Source organism: Novosphingobium sp. BL-S-21 (assembly GCF_055521655.1).
In genome coordinates, this window is the sequence record NZ_CM145496.1 from 1,536,546 (window position 1) to 1,558,646 (window position 22,101).

Annotated in this window: 27 protein-coding genes; 13 read left to right on the forward strand and 14 right to left on the reverse strand. The window is 66.0% G+C overall.

The genetic code is table 11. The annotated features are described in order from the left end of the window. Positions 1 to 31: 31 nt before the first annotated feature. Positions 32 to 622 carry a thymidine kinase gene (locus ACZ1J6_RS15635; RefSeq protein WP_132265080.1) on the reverse strand — a complete coding sequence of 197 codons (591 nt, stop codon included), beginning with the start codon at positions 620 to 622 and terminating at the stop codon, positions 32 to 34. A 243-nt stretch (positions 623 to 865) separates the two neighbouring features. Between ACZ1J6_RS15635 and ACZ1J6_RS15640 the strand changes: the two genes are divergently transcribed. Next, entirely contained in the window at positions 866 to 2,467 is a 1,602-nt protein-coding gene (locus tag ACZ1J6_RS15640; RefSeq protein WP_465127469.1) for a DUF1963 domain-containing protein, read from the forward strand. A 9-nt stretch (positions 2,468 to 2,476) separates the two neighbouring features. Here the strand turns inward: ACZ1J6_RS15640 and rbfA are convergent, their stop codons facing one another. Continuing rightward, on the reverse strand, positions 2,477 to 2,869 hold the full coding sequence (rbfA, locus tag ACZ1J6_RS15645) for a 30S ribosome-binding factor RbfA (protein ID WP_132265076.1): 393 nt from the start codon (positions 2,867 to 2,869) through the stop codon (positions 2,477 to 2,479). Positions 2,870 to 2,978: 109 nt separating this feature from the next. On the opposite strand from rbfA, the gene ACZ1J6_RS15650 reads away from it, so the two are divergent. Continuing rightward, positions 2,979 to 3,314 carry an RcnB family protein gene (locus tag ACZ1J6_RS15650; RefSeq protein WP_465127470.1) on the forward strand — a complete coding sequence of 112 codons (336 nt, stop codon included), beginning with the start codon at positions 2,979 to 2,981 and terminating at the stop codon, positions 3,312 to 3,314. A 68-nt stretch (positions 3,315 to 3,382) separates the two neighbouring features. Here ACZ1J6_RS15650 and ACZ1J6_RS15655 read toward each other — a convergent pair whose 3' ends face one another. From ACZ1J6_RS15655 to pspF, 10 genes are all read right to left on the reverse strand, one after another. After that, positions 3,383 to 3,913 (reverse strand): DUF1697 domain-containing protein, encoded by a 531-nt coding sequence (locus tag ACZ1J6_RS15655; RefSeq protein ID WP_132265072.1) that lies wholly within the window; start codon positions 3,911 to 3,913, stop codon positions 3,383 to 3,385. A gap of 220 nt (positions 3,914 to 4,133) precedes the next feature. Continuing rightward, positions 4,134 to 7,001: a translation initiation factor IF-2 gene (gene infB, locus ACZ1J6_RS15660; RefSeq protein ID WP_465127471.1), complete on the reverse strand. Its 2,868-nt coding sequence runs from the start codon at positions 6,999 to 7,001 to the stop codon at positions 4,134 to 4,136. Between the two features lie 23 nt (positions 7,002 to 7,024). Next, the gene (locus tag ACZ1J6_RS15665) at positions 7,025 to 7,753 is read right to left on the reverse strand and encodes a DUF448 domain-containing protein (RefSeq protein WP_132265068.1); all 729 of its coding nucleotides are present in this window, start codon (positions 7,751 to 7,753) and stop codon (positions 7,025 to 7,027) included. Beyond that, a complete protein-coding gene (gene nusA, locus ACZ1J6_RS15670; RefSeq protein ID WP_134095225.1) occupies positions 7,734 to 9,353 on the reverse strand; it encodes a transcription termination factor NusA in 1,620 nt (539 codons plus the stop codon). Before nusA ends, ACZ1J6_RS15665 begins: the two co-directional genes overlap by 20 nt. A gap of 3 nt (positions 9,354 to 9,356) precedes the next feature. Further along, positions 9,357 to 9,917, reverse strand: coding sequence for a ribosome maturation protein RimP (rimP, locus tag ACZ1J6_RS15675; protein ID WP_132265064.1), 561 nt, complete (start codon positions 9,915 to 9,917; stop codon positions 9,357 to 9,359). Positions 9,918 to 10,270: 353 nt separating this feature from the next. After that, positions 10,271 to 10,588: a JAB domain-containing protein gene (locus tag ACZ1J6_RS15680; protein WP_243654166.1), complete on the reverse strand. Its 318-nt coding sequence runs from the start codon at positions 10,586 to 10,588 to the stop codon at positions 10,271 to 10,273. Positions 10,589 to 10,617: 29 nt separating this feature from the next. After that, positions 10,618 to 11,121 (reverse strand): hypothetical protein, encoded by a 504-nt coding sequence (locus tag ACZ1J6_RS15685; protein ID WP_134095224.1) that lies wholly within the window; start codon positions 11,119 to 11,121, stop codon positions 10,618 to 10,620. 30 nt (positions 11,122 to 11,151) lie between these two features. Continuing rightward, on the reverse strand, positions 11,152 to 11,472 hold the full coding sequence (locus ACZ1J6_RS15690) for a hypothetical protein (protein ID WP_243654165.1): 321 nt from the start codon (positions 11,470 to 11,472) through the stop codon (positions 11,152 to 11,154). A 93-nt stretch (positions 11,473 to 11,565) separates the two neighbouring features. Further along, complete coding sequence (locus ACZ1J6_RS15695; RefSeq protein ID WP_132265058.1) at positions 11,566 to 12,102, reverse strand: LuxR C-terminal-related transcriptional regulator; 537 nt, start codon at positions 12,100 to 12,102, stop codon at positions 11,566 to 11,568. A 93-nt stretch (positions 12,103 to 12,195) separates the two neighbouring features. After that, positions 12,196 to 13,278: a phage shock protein operon transcriptional activator gene (pspF, locus tag ACZ1J6_RS15700; RefSeq protein WP_465127472.1), complete on the reverse strand. Its 1,083-nt coding sequence runs from the start codon at positions 13,276 to 13,278 to the stop codon at positions 12,196 to 12,198. A gap of 159 nt (positions 13,279 to 13,437) precedes the next feature. On the opposite strand from pspF, the gene ACZ1J6_RS15705 reads away from it, so the two are divergent. The 7 genes from ACZ1J6_RS15705 (at position 13,438) to ACZ1J6_RS15735 (ending at position 16,308) form a co-directional block, all read left to right on the forward strand. Continuing rightward, complete coding sequence (locus ACZ1J6_RS15705) at positions 13,438 to 13,647, forward strand: hypothetical protein (protein ID WP_442046369.1); 210 nt, start codon at positions 13,438 to 13,440, stop codon at positions 13,645 to 13,647. Continuing rightward, entirely contained in the window at positions 13,644 to 14,543 is a 900-nt protein-coding gene (gene pspA / locus ACZ1J6_RS15710) for a phage shock protein PspA (protein WP_243654164.1), read from the forward strand. Before ACZ1J6_RS15705 ends, pspA begins: the two co-directional genes overlap by 4 nt. Positions 14,544 to 14,699: 156 nt before the next feature. After that, positions 14,700 to 15,110, forward strand: coding sequence for a PspC domain-containing protein (locus ACZ1J6_RS15715; protein WP_132265052.1), 411 nt, complete (start codon positions 14,700 to 14,702; stop codon positions 15,108 to 15,110). Positions 15,111 to 15,151: 41 nt separating this feature from the next. Beyond that, a complete protein-coding gene (locus tag ACZ1J6_RS15720) occupies positions 15,152 to 15,436 on the forward strand; it encodes a hypothetical protein (RefSeq protein WP_132265050.1) in 285 nt (94 codons plus the stop codon). Next, positions 15,433 to 15,717: a hypothetical protein gene (locus tag ACZ1J6_RS15725; RefSeq protein ID WP_465127473.1), complete on the forward strand. Its 285-nt coding sequence runs from the start codon at positions 15,433 to 15,435 to the stop codon at positions 15,715 to 15,717. Before ACZ1J6_RS15720 ends, ACZ1J6_RS15725 begins: the two co-directional genes overlap by 4 nt. A 16-nt stretch (positions 15,718 to 15,733) precedes the next feature. Next, positions 15,734 to 16,072 (forward strand): hypothetical protein, encoded by a 339-nt coding sequence (locus ACZ1J6_RS15730; RefSeq protein ID WP_465127474.1) that lies wholly within the window; start codon positions 15,734 to 15,736, stop codon positions 16,070 to 16,072. After that, positions 16,069 to 16,308, forward strand: coding sequence for a hypothetical protein (locus ACZ1J6_RS15735; RefSeq protein WP_132265044.1), 240 nt, complete (start codon positions 16,069 to 16,071; stop codon positions 16,306 to 16,308). The genes ACZ1J6_RS15730 and ACZ1J6_RS15735 overlap by 4 nt, the downstream gene beginning before the upstream one ends. Positions 16,309 to 16,349: 41 nt before the next feature. Here the strand turns inward: ACZ1J6_RS15735 and ACZ1J6_RS15740 are convergent, their stop codons facing one another. Next, the gene (locus ACZ1J6_RS15740; protein ID WP_465127475.1) at positions 16,350 to 18,398 is read right to left on the reverse strand and encodes an NAD(+) synthase; all 2,049 of its coding nucleotides are present in this window, start codon (positions 18,396 to 18,398) and stop codon (positions 16,350 to 16,352) included. A gap of 78 nt (positions 18,399 to 18,476) precedes the next feature. Between ACZ1J6_RS15740 and ACZ1J6_RS15745 the strand changes: the two genes are divergently transcribed. After that, positions 18,477 to 18,908 (forward strand): SufE family protein, encoded by a 432-nt coding sequence (locus ACZ1J6_RS15745; RefSeq protein ID WP_132265355.1) that lies wholly within the window; start codon positions 18,477 to 18,479, stop codon positions 18,906 to 18,908. Further along, on the forward strand, positions 18,905 to 19,264 hold the full coding sequence (locus ACZ1J6_RS15750) for a YbaN family protein (RefSeq protein ID WP_132265040.1): 360 nt from the start codon (positions 18,905 to 18,907) through the stop codon (positions 19,262 to 19,264). The genes ACZ1J6_RS15745 and ACZ1J6_RS15750 overlap by 4 nt, the downstream gene beginning before the upstream one ends. A gap of 46 nt (positions 19,265 to 19,310) precedes the next feature. On the opposite strand, the gene ACZ1J6_RS15755 is transcribed toward ACZ1J6_RS15750, so the two are convergent. After that, entirely contained in the window at positions 19,311 to 19,826 is a 516-nt protein-coding gene (locus ACZ1J6_RS15755) for a sterol desaturase family protein (protein ID WP_465127476.1), read from the reverse strand. Positions 19,827 to 20,161: 335 nt separating this feature from the next. On the opposite strand from ACZ1J6_RS15755, the gene ACZ1J6_RS15760 reads away from it, so the two are divergent. Both ACZ1J6_RS15760 and leuC read left to right on the forward strand, forming a co-directional pair. Continuing rightward, positions 20,162 to 20,536: a hypothetical protein gene (locus tag ACZ1J6_RS15760; RefSeq protein WP_132265036.1), complete on the forward strand. Its 375-nt coding sequence runs from the start codon at positions 20,162 to 20,164 to the stop codon at positions 20,534 to 20,536. A 126-nt stretch (positions 20,537 to 20,662) separates the two neighbouring features. Further along, positions 20,663 to 22,096: a 3-isopropylmalate dehydratase large subunit gene (leuC, locus tag ACZ1J6_RS15765; RefSeq protein WP_314464805.1), complete on the forward strand. Its 1,434-nt coding sequence runs from the start codon at positions 20,663 to 20,665 to the stop codon at positions 22,094 to 22,096. Positions 22,097 to 22,101: the final 5 nt, after the last annotated feature.

Genomic DNA, 22,101 nt, shown 5'->3' on the forward strand with positions numbered 1-22,101 from the left:
CATCTCGCCCAGCCATTTCGGGGCCCCGGCATCACCGGGCCATGGCTTCGCCGAAATGCTTGCGGCAGAGCGCGACATAGCGATCGTTCCCGCCGATTTCCGTCTGCGCCCCTTCATGCACCGCCGCTCCGGCAGCATCGACGCGCAAGTTCATCGTCGCCTTGCGGCCGCAGTGGCACACCGCCTTCAGCTCGATCAGGGCATCGGCAATGCCCAGCAGGACAGCGGACCCGGGGAACAGCTCCCCGCGAAAATCGGTGCGCAAGCCGTAGCAGAGCACGGGGATGTTTTCCCGGTCGGCAACATGGGCGCATTGCCAGGCCTGCGCCGGGGTGAGGAACTGCGCTTCGTCCACCAGAACGCAGGACAGCGGCTCCACCGAATGGGCCGCTCTCACTTGCGAGACGAGGTCGGTATCGGGCAGGAAACGGTGCGCCGATGCGTGCAGGCCGATGCGGCTTTCGATCGCATGGTCACCGCCGCGGGACTCGCTGCGGTCGTCTATCGCCGCAGTCCACAACATCGTGCGCATGCCGCGCTCGTGATAGTTGAAGTTGGCCTGAAGCAAAGTCGCCGATTTGCCGGCATTCATGCTGGCATAGTAGAAATAGAGTTTAGCCATCGGAGTTGGGGATAACATGCCCCTCGGCCGCCCGCACGGCGTCCCTCGCGATTGTCCCCGCTTGAATGAAAGCCCCTGCCGTTATCTAATCCCGTCAGCCGAAAACGGCGTCCGGGCATCTGGAGTCTCGGCAGGGCCGGAAACAGGCTGAGCTGGAGTTAGACAGCCCCGAAGTTAGACAGGCCCCGAAGTTAGAAGGCCCCGAAGTTCGAGAGGCCCGAAGTTCTAGGCAGGGAGTTGGGCATGAAGAGATGGATCGCCTTGGTCGTGATCATCGCGCTGGCCGGAGCGGCGGCCGGATATGTCGTCGATGCCCCCTTCGCCCCGCACGTCGCCGCCTCCTCCCGACAGACCGCCGCCCTGTTCGATAGCGCCGCCGCAGCGCTGGTCGCCGCTCTGGGACGCGGCGGCGCCATCGCTGCCCCGCTGGTGCTGGGCGCCCTGCTCTGCGCGCCGATACTGCTGCTCTGGCCCCGAACGCCGGCGCTCAAGGCGCTCCCCGGCCCGGTCTGGCGGCCCGAGCCGTTGACCGCGGACCCGTTGAGCGTCGAACAGCCGACGGGCGAACCCGACATGTTCGACCCCGAAGCGCCCCTACCCCGCCCGGTCGTGCTGATCCGCAAGGCCCGGTCGCGATCGCGGGACTGGTTCGGCGATGCCAGCTGGCTCGGCGGTTTGCCGAAGCTGGCCGGCATTCCCTGGCCGCGCGGCAGCGGCGGTGCGGCGCTGCCTTTCGCCGCGCAGATCGACCTGGCCGAAATCTCCGCCGCCTGCCCGGAGACGCCGCTGCCGAAGTCCGGCTCCCTGGCTTTCTTCGTTGGGACCGGCGCCGTCGTGCCGGTCCCGGCCGGAGCGCACGAGTTCACCGATCCTCCCGCAGGCAGCGAGGGCGGCCTGTCGCTGGCCGCGGCGGACCGGGCCCCGGATGACGCGTTCTATCCCTTCTGGCCGGTGGAAGCCCTTGCCGTCCCGCTGCCCGAAGAGCAGCGCGACCGGCACGAACTGGGCAACGAGCAAGCCGTCGAACAGGCGATGACCGAGTGGCTCGCCATGCGCTATCCCTTGCGCGACGGGCCGCTGACCGTGCGCGAGCCGGTGGAGCGGGTCTGGTGGCATGGCGCGATCCACCTGGCCGCGCGTTTCCATGCCGCCCTGGACGAAGCCTCGCGTCTGGTGGACAGACGTACCGACAGGACCGCCGACGCGCGCGAGGATGTCGAACTGCTGGGCGCCGATCCGGGCACGACGTCGCTGCGCCTGGAAGCCGCCCAGCGCGCCTTCGACCGGGAGGACGCGAAACTCCACGCCACATGCGAGCAGCAGGCCGCGCTTGCGCAAGTCACGCAGGCCATGGACGGCTTCACCAGCGAGCGGGATCCCTGGACGCCGCTGACCCACGACGAATTCGCCGTGCTTCAGGACGTCCTGGCTCATGTGGCCCGCGATTGCGCCGACCTGGTGCGGAACCGCGCGCCGGCGACGATGGCGGAACTCTCCGCATTCTCGCTGCGGGCGATGGTTTCAGGGCCGCCGGAGGCTCTGGCGCAAATGTCCGATGCGGAACTCGCGCGGATCAATGCCGGCTACCGGCTCGCCAATGCCCATCAGCACGAAGTGTTCGGCCCCGGCGGCTGCCACCGTGCGGCGCGCGACGACCATCGGGGCGAGATCCTGCTGCTGCAGCTCGCCAGCGACGACATGATGGGATGGCATTGGCGAGAATCGGGGAGAGAGTCGGGGGGCGATACGGGGAGAGTCTCGGGGCTCTACCAGTTCTGGATCAGCCCGCCCGATCTGGCGCGGCGCCGGTGGGACCGGGTTTCGCTGACGTTCGAACCCGGCTGACCGGGCGGATCAGTCCTCGAGGTCGCGCTTGACCCGCGGATCGTTGAGCAGCGCGTCGATCCGGCTCGCCTCTTCGAAAGTATCATCGGTGCGGAAACGGATCTTGGCAGCGAACTTCAGCTTCAGCCGCTGTGCCACTTCGCGCTGGAAGAACGCGGTATGCGTCTGCAGCGCCTTCAGCACGATTTCCTCATGTTCGCCAAGCAGGGGCTTCACGAAGACGGTGGCGATGCGCAGGTCCGGCGTCATGCGCACTTCGGTGACGGAGACCGAATGCGTGCTCAGCGTATCGTCGTGAACCTGCTGGCGCGTGAGGATCTCGGAAAGGACGTGGCGCACCTGCTCACCCACCTTCAGGAGGCGGACGGAGTGCTGTTCGGATGTGACTTGCTGGCGTACCATGGCTTTGTTCCATGTGGGCGGACGACGACAATTTGCAACAATTGATTACGGCTCCAAGGCTCATTTGTGTGGTTTAGCCCTGTGAAACCACCATTTCGAGGAACCGGAAATGCACAAGTTCACCGCCACCCTGCTTGCTGCGGCGCTCGTCGCCCCCACCGTCGCCGCACCGGCCATGGCCGCGCCGGACCGCCACACCTCTTCGCATGCGGACACTTCTCATTCGGGTAACGGCCATGCCGACACGGGCCCGCACCAGTTCCGCAAGGGCGAGAAGTTCGACCAGAGCCGCGCCACGCACTACCAGGCCGTGGACTACCGCAAGTACCGCAATGTGAAGGCCCCGCCGCGCGGCTATCACTACGTGCGTTCGGGCAATGACCTGCTGCTCGTCGGCATCACCAGCGGCATCGTTGCCGCCGTGACGAGCGGCATGTTCCGCTGATCCCTCCCGGATAGACGAAACCGGCCAATGGGGCGTCGCGCTTGGCGGAGCGCGGCGCCCTTTGCGCATCACATCTTCGCGACGATCCGCGCCAGCGTTCGCACATTGCGCGCCGCACCCCGGCTGCCGAGGCGCTTTTCGATGAAGGCCATCGTCAGCGGACTTTCGCTCATCGGCCCGCCGAAATCCACGAAAAGGCAGCGATCGCCGAGCGCCAGTCGCTCGGCGCCGATGCTGCCGTGGTCGCCCACGAGGCGGCCGAACTGCTGCTTGGTGGGTTGCCGCTCCAGCAGCACGCTATGGACGAAAGTGTCCTCGCTGCCCACGAACGGGTTTTCCTCCACGGCCGCGCGGATCTCCGCGCGACTGCGCACCGCCACGAAGGCGCCCATGTCGAAGCGATCGCGCATCAGGTAGGCCAGGAGGTCTTCCAGGCCCTCGGTCGGACGGTCCTCGTAATCGAACAGGACATTGCCGCTGGAGATCACCGTTTCGGCATTCTCCAGTTCCTCGCGCGCGAAGGCGTAGCGCAAGTCCGCCATCGACAGACGATCGCCGCCCACGATCAGGGACTCGAAAAAGGCGCAATAGCGGGTCATGGCAGGGTCATCGATTCCATAAGCTGAATGGCTGCGGGGCATGTCTGCCCGGCGCTTCCTCACCTGCACGAGCCGCGGAGAGGCTGCAAGTCATCCCGCGAGCCGCCATCTGTCGCCGCAGGGCGCCGTCGTCCGGCCAGGCGGCCCAAACGGCAACGGCCACCGCCGGGTTTCCCCGACGATGGCCGTTTCATGGTCTTTCAACCGAAACCGGCGGATATCAGCCGACGGTACGTTCGCGGTGGCTGACTTCGAAGACTTCGAGGTGGTCGCCCGCCTTGATGTCGTTGGTGTCGGCCAGGACCACACCGCACTCCAGACCGGCGCGGACTTCGTCCACGTCGTCCTTGAAGCGGCGCAGCGAGGAGATCGTCGTTGCCGAAACGATGACGTCGTTGCGGGTAAGACGCGCGCTGAGACCCTTGCGAATGAAGCCTTCGACGACCAGCAGACCGGCGGCCTTGTCGCGCTTGCCGGCCGGGAAGACCTGCTTGACTTCGGCGCGGCCGACCACGGTTTCGATGCGCTCCGGACCCCAGATGCCGGCCATCTGCTTCGCGACCTCGGCGGTCAGCTCGTAGATGACGTCGTAGTACATCATCGGGGTCTTGGTCTTCTCTATCTGCTCGCGCGCCTTGGCGTTCGGGCGGACGTTGAAGCCCACGATCGGCGCGCCCGAGGCCGAAGCCAGGGCCACGTCGGTCTCGGTGATGGCACCGACGCCCGAGTGCAGGATGCGCACCTTGATCTCGTCGTTCGAGAGGGCATGGAGCGCGGCGTTGATCGCTTCGACCGAACCCTGCACGTCCGCCTTGACCACGACCGGGTACTCGATGACGTTCTGCTTGGCGGCAAGCGCCGAGAACATCGTGTCGATGCTGGCCGGCGCCATGGCGGTGCGCTTGGCAGTCGCCTGTTCCTGACGGTAGGCCGAAACCTCGCGGGCACGCTGTTCGCTGTCCACGACGCTGAGCAGGTCACCGGCCATCGGCACGCCGCCGATACCGAGGACTTCCACCGGCATCGAGGGCGGAGCGACCTTCACCTGGCGTCCCTTGTCGTCGAGCATGGCGCGCACGCGGCCGCTCTCGGTGCCGACGACGAAGATGTCGCCGACCTTCAGGGTGCCGCGGTTGACCAGCACGGTCGCGAGCGGACCCTTGCCCTTGTCGAGCTTGGCTTCGATCACGGTCGCCTCGGCCTCGCGGTCGGGGTTGGCCTTCAGTTCCATCAGTTCGGCCTGGAGCAGGATCTTCTCGATCAGATCGTCGAGACCCGCGCCGGTCTTGGCCGAGACTTCCACGTCCTGGACATCGCCCGACATGGCCTCGACGATGACTTCGTGCTCCAGCAGGCGCTCGCGCACCTTCTGCGGATTGGCCTCGTGCTTGTCCATCTTGTTGATGGCCACGATCATCGGCACGCCCGCGGCCTTCGTGTGATTGATGGCCTCGATCGTCTGCGGCATGATGCCGTCGTCGGCAGCGACCACCAGGATCACGATGTCGGTGACGTTCGCACCGCGCATACGCATCTGGGTGAAGGCCGCGTGACCAGGCGTGTCGAGGAAGGTGACGAGGTCACCGCCCTTGGTCTTGATCTGGTACGCGCCCATGTGCTGCGTGATGCCGCCGGCTTCGCCGCGCACCACGTCGGTGCCGCGAAGCGCGTCGAGCAGCGAGGTCTTGCCGTGGTCGACGTGGCCCATGATGGCGACGACTGGGGGACGCGGCTTCAGCGTCTCTTCGGCATCGACGTCGATGGAGGTGTCGATGTCGACATCGCTTTCGGACACGCGCTGGATGTTGTGGCCGAATTCGGTGACGAGCAGTTCAGCGGTATCCTGGTCGATCGTCTGGTTGACGGTGACCATCATGCCCATCTTGAACATCGCCTTCACCAGGTCGGCGCCCTTTTCGGCCATGCGGTTGGCGAGTTCCTGAACGGTGATCGCCTCGGGGACGATCACGTCGCGGACCTGCTTCTCGCGCTGCTGCGACTGGCCGCCGAAGTGGGCACGACGTTCCTTCTCGCGGGCGCGCTTGAGCGCGGCGAGCGAACGGGCGCGGGCGCCCTCGTCGTCGTTGAGCGCACGGTTGACCGTGAGCTTGCCCGACTGGCGGCGGTCGCCGCCCTTGCGGTCGCGATCCGGCGTGCTGCGCGGCGGCGGCGGCGGAGCGCCCTTCTTGGCTGCAGCCGGACCCTTGGGTGCGGCGGCAGTGCCGCTGCTGGCGGGGCCGGCATTGCCGGTGGTTGCGGCAGCTGCATTGCCGGCATTGCCAGAGGCGGCGTTGCCTGCGGCAGCGTTGCCGGCGGCGGCGGCCGGAGCCTCGGGCTTGCGGGGCTGAGGACGTGCAACCGGGGTGAAGCGGCGCGGCGCGGGAGCCGGAGCGGCCACGGGCGCGGCAGCAACCGGCTTCGCAGCAGCTTCAGGCGCCTTGGCGGCAGGCGCGGCGGCTTCCGGAGCCGACGCTTCGGCGGCAGGCGCAGCCGGTTCGGCAGCGACGGGCGTCTCGGCAGGCGCTTCCTGCACGGGAGCCGCAGTATCCTGGGCCGGAGCGTTCTGGGCCGGAGCGTTCTGGACAGCCTCGGCTTCGCGAGCCTTGGCAGCTTCCTCTTCGGCGCGCTTGCTCTCCTGGGCGCGGTTTTCTTCGGCGCGGCGCTTTTCTTCTTCCATCGCGCGCACCTTTTCCTCGTGCTCGCGGCGGTTCGATTCCTCAAGCGAGGCGAGTCGGGCTTCCTCGGCCTCACGCTGAAGACGGGCGACGCGCTCCTGCGGCGTCTCGTTCGACGGAATCGGCTTGCGGGGCGCGGCCGGCGGCGGCGCAGCCCGCTGCGGTGCGGGCTGTGGAGCCGACGGGGCCGGGGCAGCGGCCTGCGGAGCCGGGGCGGGAGCCTGGGGCGCGGGAGCGGCCTCGACAGCGCCTTCGGAGCCCGGCTTGCCGAGCACCTTGCGGCGCTTCACCTCGACCACCACCTTGTTGGTGCGGCCGTGGCTGAAGGTCTGCTTGACCTCACCCGCTTCCACGGAACGCTTAAGCCCCAATGGCTTGCGGCCCAGGGTCGGTTTGTTGTCGGTCTCGCTCATATCTCTCGTCGTGCCCTTCAGTCTCAATTCGTCGCCTCGGGCGCGGCGCTGCGTGCCGGCCCGTTGCTACCATCCATACCGTCCCCGTCCGTCTCGGTGCGGGGCTGCCCCTGGAAATGCAGAAGGCGCTGCAGCAGCGAAGCGACTCGTTGAGCCGCGCCACGATCATTCAGCGCCAAGTGAACGACGTTGTCGCGGCCCAATGCCACAGACAGCGTCTCTCGGTCCAGAGGCAAGCGTGTGCCCTTGAGACCGCTTCCTTCCGCCTCGCTCCCGACTCTCCAGGCCTGGTCGAGCTTGCGCGAGCCGTCTTCGCTCGCATCGGCGGCATGGGCAAGCCATGTGACCCGGCCCTCTCGCGCGTTCTGCGCGATACGGTCGGAGCCCATAAGCAACTTGCCCGATTTCAGTTCGAGGCCCAGCCGGTGAGTCAGTGCGCGGATCAGCGCCTGTTCTATCCGTTCGGCGAGGTCTTCCGGGATCGTGAGCGCGGCACCTTTATAGGCGCGCGCCATCGCTCCCTTTAATTTGCCCTTCTCGAGCGAATTTTCAAGAGTGTCACGAGAAACGCCGATCCACGCGCCGCGCCCGGGGGCACGCGCGTGGATGTCGGGAAGAACGAGTCCGTCCGGCGAGATCGCCAGACGGATGTAGTCTTCACGCGCACCGACCTCCCCGGAGAGGATGCATTTCCTCTCCGGCCCGGCGCCGTCGATGTCGGAGCTTACGCGCTCATTGCGAGGATTCCGCATCGGCGGCCTCCTCGGGTTGCGGTTCTTCGTCGAACCAGTGAGCGCGGGCTGCCATGATGATTTCGTTACCCTGTTCTTCGTTCAGGCCGTACTCGCCGAGCACGCCGCCCTTGTCTTCGTCACGCGCACGGCGGTTCACCGAACCGTCGCGGCGGCGCTGCTCGGAGCGCTTCTTGGCGATCAGCTCGTCGGTGGCGAGATCCGCCAGGTCGTCGAGCGTCTTGATGCCGGCCTTGCCGAGAACCACCAGCATCGCCTCGGTGAGGTGCGGCAGTTCGGCCAGGGCGTCCTCGACACCGAGACCGCGGCGTTCCTCGCGCGAGGCTTCTTCGCGGCGCTCGAGCGCTTCCTGGGCACGGCTCTGGAGTTCCTGGCCGAGTTCTTCGTCGAAGCCTTCGATGGCGGCCAGTTCGTTGAGGTCGATATAGGCGACTTCCTCAAGCTCGCTGAAGCCTTCGGCCACCAGCAGCTGCGAAAGGGTCTCGTCCACGTCGAGCTCTTCCTCGAACATCTTCGAGCGCTCGGTGAATTCCTTCTGGCGCTTCTCCGAAGCCTCCGCCTCGGTCATGATGTCGATCTGCGAGGCAGTCAGCTGCGAGGCAAGGCGCACGTTCTGGCCGCGGCGGCCGATCGCCAGCGAAAGCTGGTCATCGGGCACGACGACTTCGATGCGGCTTTCTTCCTCGTCGATGACGACGCGGCTGACGGTCGCGGGCTGGAGGGCGTTGACCACGAAAGTCGCGGTGTCTTCGCTCCAGGGGATGATGTCGATCTTTTCGCCCTGCAGTTCCTGCACGACGGCCTGAACGCGGCTGCCCTTCATGCCGACGCAGGCGCCGACCGGGTCGATCGAGTGATCGTGGCTGATCACGCCGATCTTGGCGCGCGAACCCGGGTCACGGGCGGCGGCCTTGATCTCGATCACGCCGTCGTAGATTTCGGGCACTTCCTGCGCGAAGAGCTTCTTCATGAAGTCCGGGTGCGCGCGGGAAAGGAAGATCTGCGGCCCACGGTTCTGGCGCTCGACACGCATGACCAGCGCGCGAACGCGCTCGCCGACGCGGGCGGCTTCGCGGGGGATCTGCTGGTCGCGGCGGATCACGCCTTCGGCGCGGCCGAGATTGACGATGACGTGGCCGAATTCGACCGACTTGATCACGCCGGTGATGACTTCGCCGGCGCGGTCCTTGAATTCTTCGTACTGGCGGTCACGCTCGGCATCGCGGACCTTCTGGAAGATCACCTGCTTGGCCGACTGCGCGTCGATGCGGCCGAGGTCCACCGGGGGCAGCGGGTCGACGATGAAGTCACCCAGGGCCGCGCCCTTCTGAAGCTTGTCGGCCTGCTTGAGGTCCACCTGCTTGAAGTAGTCCTCAACTTCTTCGACCACTTCGACGACGCGCCACAGACGCAGGTCGCCGGTGCGCGGATCGAGCTTCGCGCGAATGTCGTTTTCCGCACCGTAACGGTTGCGGGCTGACTTCTGGATGGCTTCTTCCATCGCCTCGATGACGATCGACTTGTCGATCATCTTCTCCGAAGCGACGGAGTTCGCGATCGCGAGCAGCTCGGCGCGGTTGGCGGAAATCGCACTGGCCATGGCTTAGTCTTCCTGTTCCTCGACAATCTCGTCGGCCCCGCTGTCATCCAGCGGGCGGGTTGCTGCGATCAGCTTGTCCGTGAGGACCAGCCTTGCGGAATGAATGTCGCCGAGTGGGAAAGTCACCCGGCCGGACTTCTTGTCGTCGATCGTGATCTGATCGCCGTCGATGCCGACCAGATCACCGGTCAGCCCCTTGCGGTTGCCTTCCACGGGTGCGGTCAGGCTTACCTTCACTTCGTGCCCGGCCCAGTTGGCGTAATCCTTCGGGCGGGTCAGCGGACGATCGATGCCGGGCGAGCTGACTTCGAGGCGATAGGCTTCCTCGATCAGCGTTTCGCCGGCTTCTTCCAGCGCGTCCATGCGATCGGAGATGCGGTGCGAAAGCTTCACGCAGTCATCCAGCACGAGCTGGCCGGTGGCCGGGTTCTCGGCCATGATCTGCAGGGCGATCTCATCGTCGCCCACTTCGCTCTTGCCGAAGATTCGCACGCGCACCAGGTCGAAACCGAGGGCGTTGACCTCAGGTTCGATGACTTCGGTAATGCGTGCAATGTCGGCCAAGCCGTATCTCCGGTAAAAATCGTGCTGTTCGGCAACGCAGTTTCGCGCCGGCCCCTTCCGGCGCCAGCCCGAACCTTGTGTCACCAATGTCGGGATGAGGCGCAGATAAGCGCATCGCCGGTAAAAAGCAAGAGAGAGGATTCCGGTCTGCCGGTCGGGCGAAACCGATGTCCGCGGCTTCGGGCCAAGGCATTGCCGGGGCGTGGGCCGGCGCCGCTCGAAAACGGACGGACGCCCGTTCTTGCCGATCGGAAGGTCGATTAAAAAGTGCAGGCCGGGCGAGTGTTCGGGTGGGGGGGGGCTCGCCCGGCCTGCGTCCAGCGGGGGAGGGCCGCCCGCCGGTAAGTTGGGAGTCACGTCACGGCGCGACTCATCAGCCCGGCCCGTCGCATGGAGACCGCGCTGCGTCCTCCGACCACGAGGTGGTCGTGGAGCTCGATTCGCGCGGTCTCGCACAACGCGGAGAGCCGGCGCGTGGCGATCACGTCCGCCCGGCTGGGCAGCGGATCGCCGGAAGGGTGGTTGTGCACCAGCACCAGGCCGACGGCCCGATGCTCCAGCACACGTTGCAAAAGCGACCGGGAGCCGGCCCTGATCGTGGCCTCGCAGCCTGTCGTGCAGGCCACTTGTCCCACCAGCCGCCCTTCGGCATCGAAAGGCAGTTCAAGCATCACCTCGCGGCGAAGGCAGCCCAGGTGGGTTACCAGCGTTTCGAGGAGACTTCGCGAGAGCGGCCGGATGCGACTGCAACCCGGGACCAGTCCTGCCACGAGGGATCGTTGCCAAGCCGCTGCTTGCGCCAGACATGCAGGATCGTACCGATCGCTATCGCCGAAAGCGCCAGGAACGTGGGCGTCCCCCGCATCACGGCGTAGACCGTTGGCGGAATTCCGATGTCCGCCCATCGTGCGAAATGCGCGCTGAGGCTCAACAACTGCAACGAGGTTGCCCATAGCGGCCAAATCCTTCGGGCCTGGAGCGCGAGATAGCCGAAACCGGCCGTTCCCACGGCATCCGTCAGCAGCGACGTGGGATCCACGCTCCTGAAACGACTGGGCAGCAGGCTTTCTCCGCCGACTTGCAGCAGGACCATCGCCAGGATGATCGCGGCGCCCCACCGTTCGGGCGCGCCGCCCTGCCAGAAGGCCAGCGCCACGGCGACGACCAGCAGCAGGAAGAAAGCAAGCTGTTCAGAGTTTCCCAAGGACGCTCCCCATTTCGAACGAGTCCCCGATCAGGCCGCGATTTCGGCGAGCGGCTGATGCTCGCCTTCGGCCTTGTCCGGGCAGCGGACCGGAATATCCATCGTCTCTGCCAGCTTCGACAGGTCGCTATGCGCACGCACCAGTTCGGAGCGGGCCTCGATCAGGCTGCGCTGCATGGCTGCAACGCGCGCCATCGGGCGCTGGGTGCTATGGGCGTTATCGACGATCGCAAGGCGGCCGCGAGCGATTTCCGCCATGAGTTCGCTGGCCTTGGCGAGAAGCTCATCCATGTCGTTCTCGACCGACTGGATGCTCCGGGTGATCCGCATTCCGACAATATCCGGTGTCATATTCGTCGCCTCCCACGGGGAATTCCGAGATCGAAGGCATCCGGCAAGAAAGACCACCGGGTCGGTGGACCGGATCGGTGGACCAGCGCGCCGCTAAAGCAGTTTTTCCAGAGCCTCGGCGATCGCCAGGGTGGCCGCAAGGGTCACCGCCATGATCAACGCCAGCAAGAAAACCGCCCCTACGCGCCCCGCCCTTCCGAACCTTGCATCGAATGCCTCCAGGCCTGCCGGCTCGGCAACCCGGGCATCGAACCAATCGGGATGCCGTGCCATGGGCCGTGCATCGGAGAGGACGAAGACCGGATCCGCCGTCAGATCCTGATCGCTCTCATCCCCCTCTCCCGACCCCGCGTCGATACGGGAAAAGCCATATGTGGATTTGCCACATAGCTCCACGAGCTGCCCATAAAGGCGCGCCGTATCCTTGCGGTTGAGGGTTCCCCACTTGTCGCGCACGGCATTGATGCGCTGGTCCACCGTATTCGGCGCGATGCCGATCTCGCGGGCGATTTCCTTGGTGGTACGGTGCATCAGCAGCAGGTCGAGAACTTCGACCTGCTTGGACGTCAAGTTTTCCAACAACCCTGTTGCTTCGGAAATGTCGGTTATCTCTTGCACATCGGCCCTCATTCGCGCCTTCCGTGCACTATAACGGCAAATCCCACTAGGGAAAATTAAAGCAAAACGGCAGACAGACTTTCCTAAACGGCCGCTTAATGCTTGTTATTCACCGAGATTTCGCGGCCGTGACTGGGCCGATGGCGGCGCGGAGGGCGCCTGCCCGCCTTCCGACAGGCGGTGCTTCTTCATGCAATGGCGCAACTGGTCATAGGACAATCCCATAGCCGACGCCGCGCGGCGCTGGTTCCAGCGATGCCGGTCGAGCGCCTCGACCAATAGCCCGCGTTCGTAAGCCTCTACCGAAGCCCGCAGCCCGGCGCCCGCTTCCACGGGCGCAGCCGGCGCCGGCCTTGCCGGAACGGCGGCCGCCGGAATCGGCGCGGAGGAAGGCTCGGCAGCGGCGGCGGGCATCCACGGGTTCTCGAAAGGATCGAAGACGATTTCGGCGATCGGCGCGTGCTCGTTCGCCCAGCGATAGACTGCGCGCTCCGTCACGTTCCGCAGCTCGCGCACATTGCCCGGCCAGTCATGCGCCTCCAGCACCGCCATGGCCTGCGGCGAGAAACCGGGCCAGGTATCCCACTCCAGCTCGCTCGCCATGCGCCGCCCGTAGTAGTCGGCCAGTTCGTAGACATCGCCTTCCCGCGCCCGCAGCGGCGGCAGGTTGATGACCTCGAAACTCAGGCGATCGAGCAGGTCGGCGCGGAACGTGCCTTGCTCGGCCATGCGCGGCAGGTCGGCATTGGTGGCGGCAACCACGCGCACATCGACCTGCACCGGGCGCGAGGCACCGATTCGCGCGATCTCGCCATATTCGATGGCCCGAAGCAGCCGCTCCTGCGCGGCCATCGACAGGGTGCCCAGCTCGTCGAGGAACAGCGTCCCCCGATCCGCTTCCTCGAACCGGCCGGCCCTTGCCCGCACCGCGCCGGTGAAAGCCCCGGCCTCGTGCCCGAACAGCTCCGCTTCGATCAGCGTTTCCGGCAGGGCGGCGCAGTTCATGGTGATCAGCGGCTCGCCCCAGCGCGGCGAGAGGTGATGGAGCCGCTGGGCGATCAGCTCCTTGCCGGTCCCGCGCTCGCCGATGACCAGAACCGGACGCCGCACCGCCGCAGCCCGACTGGCGCGTTCCACCGCGTCGAGGAAGGCGGTGGATTGACCGATGAACTGAACGTCTCGCTCCATTCCCAACTCTTAGCGAATTTCACCATTCATTGGCAATTCATCTTTTGCGCCCTCCCCCACCAAGCGTCTGAAATCGCAGAAATCCGCATGTTTTCGAGTTTGGCACGCCCCTTGCGATGACATGGGCAAATTCACGAGATCCGACAGAGGAACACCAGGATGTCCTTCCAGAACGCCAGCATCGTTGCCAGCAGCCACCCAAGCAAGCAGCCGGCCAGCTTCCAGGCCAATGGGCGGGAACGCAGCAAGCTCGACTGGGCGATCATCGCTGCCGTGCTCGCCATGGGCACGCTGAACCTCTTCGCCATGAGCGACCGCATCGCCCCGCCGGCCCATGCCGCTCCCGTTTGCGGAGCACCGCTGCAGTGAGCAGGCTCGACGCGGAAATCGAAATCCTGCAAGCATCGGAGCAGGACGCTCCTCGCTTTCAGGAAAGGCGCGCCCGCCCGTTCGACACCGCCTCCGGTTCGGGCGAAGGCTCCTTCTTCCGGGAGCCGCGCTTCAGCCAGGCCCGCAAGTTCAATCCCACCTCGATCAAAGGAACCGCCAGGATGGGTATCTTCTCCCGCACCCGCGACATCATCGCCGCCAATTTCAACGACATGTTGGACAAGGCCGAAGACCCCGGGAAGATGATCCGCCTCATCATCCTGGAGATGGAGGAAACCCTCGTCGAAGTGCGTACCAGCAGCGCGCGCACCATTGCCGACCAGAAGGAACTGCGCCGCCATGTCGGCAAGCTGGACCAGCTTCAGCACGACTGGGGCGACAAGGCCCAGCTCGCGCTCAGCAAGGACCGCGAGGACCTGGCCCGCGCCGCCCTGCTCGAAAAGAAGAAGGCCGGCGATATGGCCGAGCAGCTTCGTGCCGAGATCGCCGTGCTCGACGATGCCCTGCGCGCCTACGAGGAGGACATCGAAAAGCTGCAGAACCGCCTGCGCGAGGCCCGCAGCCGCCAGTCCTCGATCGCCGCTCGCTTGCAGAGCGCCGAGAATCGCGTCAAACTGCGGACCTTGCTGTCGAGCGAGCGCGTGGACGAGGCCCTGGTGCGCTTCGACCAGCTTGAGCGGCGCGTCGATTATGCCGAAGGCCGTGCCGAGGCGATGAGCCTGGGCGACAGCCGCCAGCCGACGCTCGCCGAGGAAATCGCCGCCTTGCAGGACGGCGATACGATCGACGCCGAACTCGCCGAGATGAAGCGCGCGATGGGGAATGGCCAATCGACCGCAGGCCAGCCGACCGCAGGCCAGTCGACGCCGGAATGACAGCGGCACACCTGACATCCCGGCAGGTGCCTTGCCGAAACGTACATGCCGCCCGCGAAGGGCCATGACCGGGAACCCGGGTCTGCCGACCCGACCACTGTCATAACGGGCAAGCCCGGATCAACGCCGGGCAGCCCGAGGGAAAGGGAACAACCAGTGTCACGCGGACAATTCTATCTCGACAAGTCGAACGCCAAGCTGGCCGGCGTCTGCTCCGGCATTGCGGACTATACCGGCGTCGACACGCTCTGGATTCGCATCGCAGCCGTGCTGCTGACCTTCTTCGTCTCCTTCGTGACGATCCCGATCTACATCGCCGTCGCCTTCATGGCGGACAAGCGGCCGATGAGCCTTTACAGCGAGGACGAGGAAGAGCGCCTGCTGCGCCGCATGGAACGCCGCCGAAATCGCCAGGGCTTCGGACACAACCTGATGCGCTCGGCACCGAACCGTTCCGGTCGCCTGCGCAGCGAACTTTCGGACATCGACCGCCGCGTCGCCGAGATGGAAGCGCACTACACCAGCAGCAATTCGCGCCTCGCCGCCGAAATCGACAGCCTGCGCTGATACGCAGGCTGCCAACACCGGGTAACAGGGATTAGCCCAAGATGGATTCTCACACTCTCGCCCTCCTCATCCCGCTGGCCCCGTTCATGATTGCGGGCTTCGCGATCTGGACCCGGCACCAGCGCCGCATGGCCGAACTGCAGGTGACGGCCACCGCCGAAAAGGCCGCGCAATACGCCTCCCACTCCCGCGAGCTGGAAGAGCGCGTGCGGGTGCTGGAACGGATCATCACTGACGGCGGCTACGATACCGCGCTCCAGATCGAGGCCCTGCGCGACGTGCGCGAAACCGAAAAGGCCCCCACAGACAAGGCGACCCGGCAATGAGCTTCGGGGACTTCGTCGGGCTGGCCACCTTCATGGGCGGGATGGTCGCGATAGCGGCGATCCTGGCCGGGGCCTACAAACGCCGCCTCGCCTTCCTCGAACGCAAGCTGGAGATCGCGGCGGGGCAAACGGCCGAAAAGGCCGCCCGCCACGCCGCCCCCAATGCCGCGATCGAGAACCGCCTGCGCGTGCTGGAAACCATCATCACCGACGGCGCCTGGGACACCGCGCGCCAGATCGAATCGCTGCGCGCGCCGGATGGCGAGACGCGCGCGAACTGACGGGGGCCGGAAGAACATGGACCACATTCTCGAAATGCTCTCGCCCCTGCTGGTTGCCGCTACGGCGCTGGGCATCGGCGGCTGGATCTTCAACAACTGGCTGCGCATGCGCCACGGCTATCCGCTGGAGAATTCCTGGGGCAAGGCCGTCTATCCCAAGGACGACGCCGAAGCGCAGGCCCGTGTCCAGTTGATCACCCAGGAAAACGCCCAGCTTCGCGCAGAGATCGGCGCGATCAAGGACCGCCTCGCCAGCGTCGAGCGGATTGTCACGGATCAGGGTTATGATGTAGCCCGTCAGATCGAGAGCCTGCGAGGGGCTCGCCACGATGCCCGCCGCGAGGTGACCCAATGAGCTTCTGGACTGCCGTAGTCGTCATCTTCGCGATCGCCGCGGTAACCTGGCTCCGTGCCCAGAAACTGCGCGGAGAAAAGCCGGGCTTCCGACTGGACGGCCATGGCGAGCGCGAGCACGAACTGGAAACCGAAGTCGAGAAATTGCGCAAGCGCATCGCCGTACTCGAACGCATCGCCACCGACGAGCGCCGCGAAAAGGATCTCGCACGCGAAATCGAGTCGCTGCGGGATTGAGATGACGTCGTCCCGGATCAAGGCCGGGACGACGCCTTCTTTTACGGCACCTTCGCATCCAGTTCCGCCAGCCACACCGCCGCGCTGGCATCGGACGGCGCGCGCCAGTCTCCGCGCGGAGACAGCGCACCGCCGGAGGACACCTTCGGCCCGTTCGGCACGGCGGAGCGCTTGAACTGGCTGAACGCGAAGAAGCGGCGCAGGAACTTCTCCAGCCAGGAACGGATCGTGGCGAGGTCGTACGCGTTCTTGCGATCGTCCGGGAAGCCCGCAGGCCAGGTGCCCGCCGCCGCTTCACGCCAGGCGTGGAGCGCCAGGAACGCCACTTTCGACGGCTTCTGCCCGAAGCGGACGATGTGGTGCAGGAAGAAGTCGTTGAGTTCGTAAGGCCCGATCTTCGCCTCGGTGCTCTGGATCGCGCCGTCCGCCCCGGCCGGCACGAGTTCGGGCGAAATTTCGGTGCCGAGAATCGCCAGCAGCACCTCTTCGGTCTCTGCGCCGAACTGGTCGGTCGTGGCGCACCAGCGGATCAGGTATTGGATCAGCGTCTTGGGCACGCCGGCGTTGACCGTGTAGTGGCTCATCTGGTCGCCGACGCCGTACGTGCACCAGCCCAGCGCCAGTTCGGAGAGGTCGCCGGTGCCGATCACGAAGCCGTCGTTCTGGTTGGCCAGGCGGAACAGGTAATCGGTGCGCAGGCCCGCCTGCACGTTCTCGAACGTCACATCGTAGACCGGCTCGCCATTCGAGAAGGCATGGCCGATGTCCTTGAGCATCGTCGTGGCGGCGGGGCGAATGTCGATCTCTTCGGCGTGGATGCCCACCGCCTTCATCAGCGTCCAGGCGTTTGACTTGGTGCCCTCGCTGGTGGCGAAACCGGGCATCGTGTAGCCGCGAATGAACGTGCGCGGCAGGCCCAGCCGGTCGCAGGCGCGCGCGGCAACGATCAGCGCGTGAGTCGAATCGAGCCCGCCAGAGATGCCGATGACCATCGACCTGGCGCCCGTCGCCTCGATGCGGCGCATCAATCCGCCCACCTGGATGTTGAACGCCTCGTAGCAGTCGGCATCGAGCTTGTCGGCGCGCGAAGGCACGAAAGGGAAGCGCGAGACCGGACGGATCAGGCCGATATCGCCGCCCGCCGGGGCATGGCGGAAGGGCACGGTGCGGAAGGTCTCGTCCGGCCGGCCTGCCACTTCACCCGCGTCGTTGAACGTGGGTACGCGGATGCGGTCCATCATGATGCGATCGACATCGACATCGGCGATGCAGAGTTCCGCTTCCAGCGAGAAGCGCTCGCTCTCTGCCAGCAGGTCGCCCAGTTCGTAGACGATGCCCTGCCCGTCCCACGCCAGGTCGGTCGTGCTCTCGCCATGCCCGGCAGCGGAATAGATGTAGGCCGCCGTCGCGCGGGCGGACTGCGAGCGGCAGAGCAGATGCCGTTCGTCCGACTTGCCGATCACGATGTTGGAGGCGGAGAGGTTGCACAGGATCGTCGCCCCGGCGAGCGCACCCAGCGAGCTTGGCGGGGTGGCGGCCCAGATATCCTCGCAGATCTCCACGGCGAAGCGGAAGTTCGGCAGCACTTCGGACGCGAAGACGAGATCGACGCCGAAGGGCACGTCCTGCCCGTTCACGCGGATGGTCTGGCCCTTGATCGTCTTGCCACTGGCAAACCAGCGCTTTTCGTAGAACTCGCGGTAATTGGGCAGGTAGGACTTGGGCACCACGCCCAGCAGCCGTCCATGCGCGATGGCGAGCGCGCAGTTGTAGAGCCGCCCCTTGTTGCGCAGCGCCGCGCCGACCAGCAGCACGGGGGAGAGATCGGCGCTTGCCCGCACGATCTCTGCCACGGCCGCTTCCACCGCCTCGATCATCGCGCCCTGCAAGTGCAGGTCGTCGATCGCGTAGGAGGAGATGCAAAGTTCCGGGAAGACCACCAGGTCGACATGCGCCTCATGCGCGCGCTGCGCCTCCGCCAGCACGGCATCGCGATTGAAGGCGACATCGGCAGTGCGGACCTTGGGCGTGGAGGCGGCGACGCGCACGAAGCCGTGTTCGTGCAGGGCGTAGAAAGGATGTGCACTCATGGGCAAATCCCTGACAGGAACCGCGACGTGAGGCAACTTCCCCTTGCCCTCCCCCGTGCCGCGCTTAAATGGCGAGAGATGCGCAGCCTCGACGACATCCGCGAAGAATACGAGTTTTCCGAAGGCGATGAACGCTATCGCCTGCTGATCGGCCTTGGCGCCGAACTCGATCCCATGCCCGACGCGCTGAAGACGGACGCCACCAAGGTGCGCGGCTGCTCGGCCAGCGTCTGGGTCTATCCGATGGCGCGGGAGGACGGCACGCTGCACTTCCTGGCGGACAGCAATGCGGCAATCACCAAGGGCATCGTCTCGCTGGTGATCGCCGCCGTGCAGGACCGCCCCGCCGCCGAAGTCGCCGAAACCGACATCGCCGCCGCCCTGGCGCCGTTCGACCTCAAGAACCAGCTCTCGTCCAACCGGACGCAGGGCGTGCCGAACATGATCGCGCTGATCCGCGAGACGGCCGCCCGCTACGCCTCCGGACAGAACGCAGGCAGCACGACTTGAAGAAGGCCAGCCGCCCGCTCTGGATGGCAGCGGGGCTGTTCTTCGTCGCGCTTGGAACGATCGGCATCTTCCTCCCGGTCATGCCGACCGTGGTGTTCTACTTGCTGGCGGCCTGGTGCTTCGGCAAGAGCCATCCCGAATGGGCCGAGCGGCTCTACAACCACCCTACCCACGGTCGCCACTTGCGCGATTGGCGCGACCGGCGCGCGATCAGCCGCAAGGGCAAGGTCTCCGCGATCCTGGCGATGAGCGCTTCGATACCCTTCACATGGTTCACGGTGGGCTGGCCTTGGGTGCTGATCCCGGCCGGAGTGCTGCTGGTGATCGGCCCCTGGATCTGGACGCGCGCGGAATAACCACGACGTCGCCCTGGACTTGATCCGGGAAGAGGGGCTCGCAGCGCTACTCCACCGCGTCCCGCAGCACGGCGATTCCCTGCTGGCGCTGGCGGCGCAGTTCCTGCTTCAGCACGGCCGGATCGCGCGCGACCACGAAGCCGAAGCTCACCCCGCCCTCCTTGCCGATGGTCGCATGGTGCAGCTTGTGCGCCTGGACCAACCGCTTGGCATAGCCGCGCTTGGGCACCCATCGGAAATAGCGCTGATGGACGAGGCCGTCGTGGATCAGCGTATAGATCACGCCGTAAAGCAGTACGCCCAGCCCGATCCAGGTTCCCGGCGCCCATGCCCCGGCGCCCATGACCAGCGGCGAACCCAGCGCAAACATCGAAATGCTGATCGCCGCGCCGACCAGCGCGTAGAGATCGTTCCTTTCGAGGAGGTTGTCATGCGGCTCGTGATGGTCGCGGTGCCAGGCCCAGCCGAACCCATGCATGATGTACTTATGGCTCGCCCAGGCGACGAATTCCATCGCTGCGGCAGAAGCGAGCACGATCAGGGCGGCAGAGAGAAACGACATGATCCTCGTTCTAGTCGCTTGGCTGCGCCTTGTCAGGTGCCGAGGATGGTCAAATGACGGTGTCGGCAGAATGGGCCGCGCGGTGGGCAGCCAGGAGGGGAAAGTTTGGAATGCAGATGCAGCCGCAGCGGCGCGGGGCCGGTACGGCTGCCCTGCATTCCTTATCTTTCAGGCGGCCTCTCCCGTCGGGTCGCAGAGGCCGTCTACAGTCTCGTGGCTGCGACACTTAGTTACAAATGCCGACAGGACTGTGACCGGTGAGTCTTCTGCCGTTCATGTTGAGACTTCTAAATCTGAATGCACGGAACAAATCCCGGAAAAAGAAGGAAAGTCCCATGCGCAAGATCACCCGTTTCATCGCTCCCGCCCTCGTCGCGGCCCTGGGTTTCTCGGCCGTCGCGCCGGGCATTGCCGAAGCGGCCGCGCCGCACCGCGAAGCCGCGCGCATCACGCCCAATCGCGAAGCGAAGATCCGCTCGGACATCGCCGGACTGCGCGGCGAGATCGACCGCGCTGCCGCCCGCCGCACGATCAGCCAGCGTGAAGCCACCGGCCTGCGCAACGACGCGGTCCAGATCCAGCGCCTCCATTCGACTTACGCCCGCGGCGGCCTGAGCCCGCGCGAGATGCAGACCCTGCAGGGCCGGATCGACCGCGTCCACGCCGCGCTCCATGCCGAACGCAACGACCGCAACGGCCACCGCCGCTGAGGACCGCGACGCGCAGACAGCCGGGGCGAGAAGCCCCGGTTAACCGCTTAGCGAATAATGTTGCGCGAAAAGGCACGCCCGTTCCCCTTGAATTGCGGGGCGGGCGGGCCTAATCGCGCTTTCACCATGACCACGAAACCGCGCACCCTCTACCAGAAGATCTGGGACGCCCACGTCGTCGACACGCGAGACGACGGAACCAGCCTCATCTACATCGACCGGCACCTCGTCCACGAAGTGACGAGCCCGCAGGCCTTCGAAAGCCTACGCGTGGCCGGCCGCCCGGTGCGGCGCCCCGATCTTACCCTTGCGGTTCCCGACCACAACCTGCCGACCACCGCGCGCAAGGATGCGCAGGGGCATGTGTTGCCCATCGCCGACCCCGAAAGCGCGCAGCAACTGGCCGCGCTCAAGAGAAATGCGCCGGAATTCGGCATTCGCTATATCGACGCCACCGATGCCGAACAGGGCATCGTCCACGTCGTCGGACCCGAGCAGGGCTTCTCGCTGCCCGGCGCCACCATCGTCTGCGGTGACAGCCATACGGCCTGCCACGGCGGCATCGGCGCGCTGGCCTTCGGCATCGGCACCAGCGAGGTCGAACATGTCCTCGCCACGCAGACCCTGCTGCTCAAGCAGTCGAAGAGCTTCGAAGTCCGCGTCGACGGCAAGCTGGGCGCGGGCATCACTCCCAAGGACGTGGTGCTCCACATCATCGGCGTGATCGGCACGGCCGGCGGCACCGGCTACGTGATCGAATTCCGCGGCAACGTCTTCGAGGAAATGTCCGTCGAAGGCCGCCTGACCGTCTGCAACATGGCGATCGAGGGCGGCGCCCGCGCCGGCCTGATCGCTCCGGACGAGACCACGTTCGCTTATGTCGAAGGCCGCCCCTACGCCCCGCAGGGCGATGACTGGGACAAGGCCCTGGCCTGGTGGAAGAACCTGACGACCGACGAAGGCGCGACGTTCGACAAGACCGTCTCGATCCGCGCCGAGGATATCCAGCCGACCGTCACCTGGGGCACCAGCCCCGAGGACACGTCGGCCATCGGCGGCGTCGTTCCCGCGCCGGAAGACTTCGCCGACGCCTCCAAGCGTGACGCGGTGAAGGTCAGCCTCGACTACATGGGCCTCACCCCCGGCACCCGCCTCACCGAAGTGGAAGTGCAGAACGTCTTCATCGGCTCGTGCACCAACAGCCGCATCGAGGATATCCGCGCCGCCGCCGCCGTGCTCAAGGGCCGCCACAAGGCAGACAACGTGAAGTGGGCGATCGTCGTCCCCGGCTCGGGCCTGGTGAAGGCCCAGGCCGAGGCCGAAGGGCTCGACAGGATCATCATCGAAGCGGGCCTGGAATGGCGCGAACCGGGCTGCTCGGCCTGCCTCGCCATGAACCCCGACAAGGTGCCGGCAGGCGAACGCTGCGCCTCGACCAGCAACCGCAACTTCACCGGCCGCCAGGGCCCCGGCAGCCGTACCCACCTGATGAGCCCGGCCATGGCCGCCGCCGCCGCGGTGACCGGCAAGCTCACCGACGTGCGCGAACTGGTAGGATAAGAACG